5 protein-coding genes are annotated in these 4,465 nt (G+C 60.3%); 1 reads left to right on the plus strand and 4 read right to left on the minus strand.

Annotated elements, in window-relative coordinates; all coding sequences use genetic code 11:
* Positions 1-55: 55 nt before the first annotated feature.
* The 4 genes from B0W55_RS28750 to B0W55_RS28765 all read right to left on the minus strand — a co-directional run bounded on the left by B0W55_RS28750 (position 56) and on the right by B0W55_RS28765 (position 3,698).
* Positions 56-622 (minus strand): SCO family protein, encoded by a 567-nt coding sequence (locus B0W55_RS28750; protein WP_077049286.1) that lies wholly within the window; start codon positions 620-622, stop codon positions 56-58.
* A gap of 2 nt (positions 623-624) precedes the next feature.
* Positions 625-1,761, minus strand: coding sequence for a hypothetical protein (locus B0W55_RS28755; protein WP_077049287.1), 1,137 nt, complete (start codon positions 1,759-1,761; stop codon positions 625-627).
* A gap of 12 nt (positions 1,762-1,773) precedes the next feature.
* Complete coding sequence (locus B0W55_RS28760; RefSeq protein ID WP_256576409.1) at positions 1,774-3,246, minus strand: multicopper oxidase family protein; 1,473 nt, start codon at positions 3,244-3,246, stop codon at positions 1,774-1,776.
* 215 nt (positions 3,247-3,461) lie between these two features.
* Positions 3,462-3,698: a hypothetical protein gene (locus tag B0W55_RS28765; RefSeq protein WP_077049289.1), complete on the minus strand. Its 237-nt coding sequence runs from the start codon at positions 3,696-3,698 to the stop codon at positions 3,462-3,464.
* 261 nt (positions 3,699-3,959) lie between these two features.
* On the opposite strand from B0W55_RS28765, the gene B0W55_RS28770 reads away from it, so the two are divergent.
* Positions 3,960-4,340, plus strand: a complete 381-nt coding sequence (locus B0W55_RS28770) for a RidA family protein (RefSeq protein WP_077049290.1) — start codon at positions 3,960-3,962, stop codon at positions 4,338-4,340.
* The last annotated feature ends 125 nt before the right edge of the window (positions 4,341-4,465 follow it).

The raw sequence follows: 4,465 nt of genomic DNA on the forward strand, positions 1-4,465 counted from the left end.
ACGACGCTTTCGCGAGCAAGCCCGCTCCCACAGGGGGGTGTTTCATTCCTGTGTATCAGCTTCCTGCCTTGGCGTCCGCCAACGCCGCCACCACCTGCTTCTCGATTTCCTTCTCATCCAGCCCACGGCCGAAATGCTTGAGGTAGCGGCCCTGGCTGTCGAGCAGGAAGAGGATGGTGGAATGGTCCATCACGTAATCCCCCGGCTTGTCCCCGGTGGGCACTTTCTTGTAGTAGACGTGGTAGGCGTCGGTGATTTTGGCAATCTCCTGGGGTGAGCCGGTCAGGCCGACGAAGTCGCTGGCGAAATAATTGACGTAGGTCTTCAGTTTTTTCGGCGTGTCCCGCTCCGGGTCGATGGTGACGAAAACCGGCCGCACGCTGATGCCTTGCTGCTGTTGCAGTTGCTTGCTGATGCGCGCCATTTTCGCAAGATCCGTCGGGCAGATGGCCGGGCAGGTCATGAAGCCGAAATACAGCAACGCCGGCTCGCCGAAGCTGGTTTCGGTAACCCGCTGGCCATTCTGATTGATCAGCTGGAACGGCCCGCCGATATCGGTACGGGTGGCGGCGATCGCGCCGTCCGCCATGGCCATCAACAGCAACGCCAGTAGCCACTTCATCCTCAATACCCTCCGGAATAGGTCAGCGCCAGGCCGATCAGCTCGGACATCTGGCCGTCCTCTTTCTGGGTGCCGGCGGACAGCCCGAGCTTGATTTGCCCGGTGATGTTGTAGGTCAGGCTGATTTCGTTGAGGTAGTCCTGGTGGTCCGCGCCGCCGGTGGATTGGCGATGCTTGTCGGTACGGGTCGCGCCCAGGGCCCAATCGCCGAAATCGAAGGTCAGCGAGGTGGTCAGGTAGCGGGTGTCATTGCCCTTGATCCCGCCTTCGTTGTCGACATCGGCAAACTCGACGAAGGGCACGATATCGAAGTAGCGCCCGGCCAGGGTCGGCTCCAGGTCGGTACTCGGCGCGTAGGCCCAGATGTAGCGGGCGGAGGCGATCTTGATGGTTTCATCGTCTTCGCCGGGTGGCGTGTCCTGGGTCTCATCTTCGGCCTTTTTGTTGAACATGTAGCCGGCCTGCATTTCCAGATACGGCACCGCCGGAATCGCGATCCAGTTCACCGTCACCGCGTAGGAGTCGAGCTTGCCGGTATTGGACGGCCCGCCGTCGCTGCGCCGAAGTTTCTCGCCATGGCGCAGGTATGGCCGGCCAAGGAACGAATTGTCTGCGGTGTACACGCTCAGGTTCGGCTCGATCATCCCCAGTGTCTGGTCGAAATACCGGTAGGCCACGGTGCCGCCGAGCATGCCATCCAAGTCGTAGGTGGCCACGTAGTCATTGGTGTACAGGCCGGGCGCCTGATCCTGGGCGCGACCGAACGGCACGTGGTATTTGCCGACACTGAACGCCGAGTTGGCGTTGTTCTGGTAGTAGTTGAGGTCGTTGATCACCAGCCCTACGTCTTCGAAAAAGCGCTTCTGCCCAGGCTCCGGCCCGGCCACGGGATTGATCTCGGTGGCCAGCTGGATCTGCTGATCGTGGGTGAAGCGAAAGTAGAACGTGGTGTTGATGTCCGGGTAGGCGTCCCCGGTGTTGCGATTGCCGCCCTGGGGCGAGTCGGCATGGGTATGGTCATATTGAAAGGTCGCGTCGTAATCCATGCCGACGTTGGGGTATTGCCCGTCATCGGCCAGCACCGATTCGGCGGCACACACCGATCCCACCAACACCACAGCCAAGCGATAGTTGCTCATGGCGCGTCCCTCTTAGTTGGTTCGCGGGATCAGTGGGCTGGACGCTTTCGGGTCCCGGCCGGTGTTGCGCAGGTAGGAGCACAGCTGGTTGTTTTCGCCGTACAGCCCGCCCAGGGGTTCGAGCTTGACCGCCTGCTCGTAGTCTTCGGGCTTGACCACCTGGATCGCCTGCATCATGCCGCCGTCCTCGTGTTCGAGGATGTGGCAGTGGTAGACGAACTTGCCAAGGATGATCGGATCGCGAAACGGAATGCGCAATGTGATCGAACCGGTGGCGGGGATGAACACGTTGTCGCGATAACCGCTGAACTCGACGGGTTTGCCGTTGATTTCGGTGACCTGGAAGTCCACCTGATGAATGTGGAACTGATGCAGTTCCTGGGACGGATTGAACAGCCGCCACTCTTCCACATCGCCGAGTTTCACGGTGGTGTTGACCCGATCCAGCTCGAAGCGGGTGCCGTTGATCAGGAAGGCCGTGGGGGCGGTGGCCGAGTCCTGGAAGGCAAACTGACGGGTCTTGTTCACCGCGATCTTGCTCAAATCCTCGGCGGGCGGATAGGGACTGGTGATCTGCTTGGTCGCCACCTGCTGGCCGCTCGAGCGCAGGATCGCCAACTTGGCCATCGGGTACTGATCGCCCGCCGGCCCGGTGTTGCCGGAACCGGTTTCCACGTCATAGGTGCCTGCCGGAGGCCCCACCACCAGCACGCTGAACCGGGCCGACGGGCCGATCAGCACCTGGTCGGTATCGACCCGGCGAGTGACGGTGTTGCCGTCGCGGGACAGCACCTGCAGGGTCTGGCCGTTGATGCTGATGCGGAAGTACTGGTTGGCGGCAATGTTGATGAAGTGCCAGAGCTGGGTTTCCCCCGGCTTGATGTCGATGGTCGGCACTTCCTGGCCATTGATGGTGCGAATCGAAGGGGCGCTGGTGATGATTTCGCTGGCGACTTTGCCGGTCAGGGTTTTCTGGAAGTTGCGCAGCACCAGCACCTGTTCCTTGATGCCCTTGAGTTCGGGAAACGGATCGAGCATGCCATCGACCAGGATGGGCCCGGCAATCCCCGCCGACACCTGTCGCTGGGAGCCGCCATGGAAGTGGCTGTGATACCAGTAGGCACCCGGGCTGTGATCCGGCGGCAGCTTGACGTTGTACTCGCCCACCTGGTGCGGCTGGGTCATGCGGAAAATATTGTCGCCCTGATCAAGAGGCGACACGGTCATGCCGTGGAAGTGCAGGTTGGTGACCTCGTCCATGCGGTTGTCCAGGCGAATCGCCATGGTCCCGCCCGGCCGGGTGCGGATCAGCGGCGAGTCGTAATCGCCGTTGAACACCAGCGACACGTAACGCTCGTTGCCGACATTGACCGGCTGCTCGGCCGCCGACAGCGTGGCGTGGGTCACGCCGCTGGCATCGTAAGTGAATTCGGGGTTCTGACGCAGGGGCGGGGAGGGGAACTGCGAAGTTGTACAACCGCTCATTGCAAACGCAACCAGGCTTACGCAGAGTGCAAAGCGGCGGACACTTGAAACTCTGGTCATGATCGCGACCTTTATTGGCTTGGCGATGAACTACGGGTGCAGTTCGCCTATTGTTGGCGCGCAACTTTTCGCAGTGTAGATCAGGACTTAAGGCGAGCAAGAATTTTGGATCCAGCTTCGCAATTGCAGGCGCCGAGCCCGTTACTGTTGATCCTTCAAAGATCTTTCTTCGCCTCTTTATCCAAGTGGCGATCCTCTTTGTGTCGCTCTTTCTCCAACTTCCTGGCTTCCTTGTCGATGTCCTTGCCATCCTGATCGAAGTCTTTGTCTACATCACGAACACCATCGCGGACGTCCCTGGCAACATCGCCTTCGGCCTGTGCAATGGCTATATAAGACATCGCACCCGCAACTAACATGGACGTGACAAACATCGCGCTGAGCAATCGCATGTGCCGCCTCCATTTTTGATAAACGTAATCGTTTACAGATGTGGAGAAAAAATAGGTGCAAAGACTCTAGAGCGCCAATCCGTTTGTCGCTTGAGTGCATTGGCCGTGTCGCCACGGGGTTCTCACGGGTTCAAGAGTCAGTGGGTTGAGTCTGCAGGCTCTGCGTCATGGACCCAGTTCAAGACCGTGGCCGGCCAATTCGTCGTGGGACGTCTGGTAAACTGCGCGTCGTTCTTTTACCTCCTCCAACAAGAGCGCCCCATGGCCAATCAAGACATCATCTTCACCCCCGATCCCGATGCGGATTCCATTTCCTCCGACGTCGCAGCCTTCAACGGCATCCTGATGTCCACCCAGATCCCGACCCGTGCCGATGGCAGCCTGGAACTGGGCGACATCACCCTGCAGAGCGAATGCACGCTGCAAGCACTGAAAGTCGCGCTGGAGCGGGCCGGCAGCTCCATGGACCGGGTCATGCACCTGACCATCTACCTCACCGACATGGCCGACCGCGCCGCCTTCAATGAAGTCTACAAGCGCTTCTTCGCCAAGCCCTGGCCGGTGCGTGCTGCCGTAGGGGTCGCCGCCCTGGCGGTGGAAGGCATGCGCGTGGAAGTGGTCGCCATGGCCGCCAAGGCCTGATGGGTGGCGGACGCAAAATCGGCGTCCACCACCATCCCCTGTGGGAGCGGGCTTGCTCGCGAAAGCGATATGTCAGTCACCTTGCCCGTTGACTGATACACCGCCTTCGCGAGCAAGCCCGCTCC

This window comes from Pseudomonas sp. KK4 (assembly GCF_001984065.1).
GTDB lineage: Bacteria > Pseudomonadota > Gammaproteobacteria > Pseudomonadales > Pseudomonadaceae > Aquipseudomonas.

What these genes read in the sequence shown, in the direction of transcription:
- B0W55_RS28765 (WP_077049289.1), bottom strand. Translation starts at nt 3,698, where the DNA reads ATGCGATTGCTCAGCGCGATGTTTGTCACGTCCATGTTAGTTGCGGGT.
- B0W55_RS28755 (WP_077049287.1), bottom strand. Translation starts at nt 1,761, where the DNA reads ATGAGCAACTATCGCTTGGCTGTGGTGTTGGTGGGATCGGTGTGTGCC.
- B0W55_RS28760 (WP_256576409.1), bottom strand. Translation starts at nt 3,246, where the DNA reads ATGAGCGGTTGTACAACTTCGCAGTTCCCCTCCCCGCCCCTGCGTCAG.
- B0W55_RS28770 (WP_077049290.1), top strand. Translation starts at nt 3,960, where the DNA reads ATGGCCAATCAAGACATCATCTTCACCCCCGATCCCGATGCGGATTCC.
- B0W55_RS28750 (WP_077049286.1), bottom strand. Translation starts at nt 622, where the DNA reads ATGAAGTGGCTACTGGCGTTGCTGTTGATGGCCATGGCGGACGGCGCG.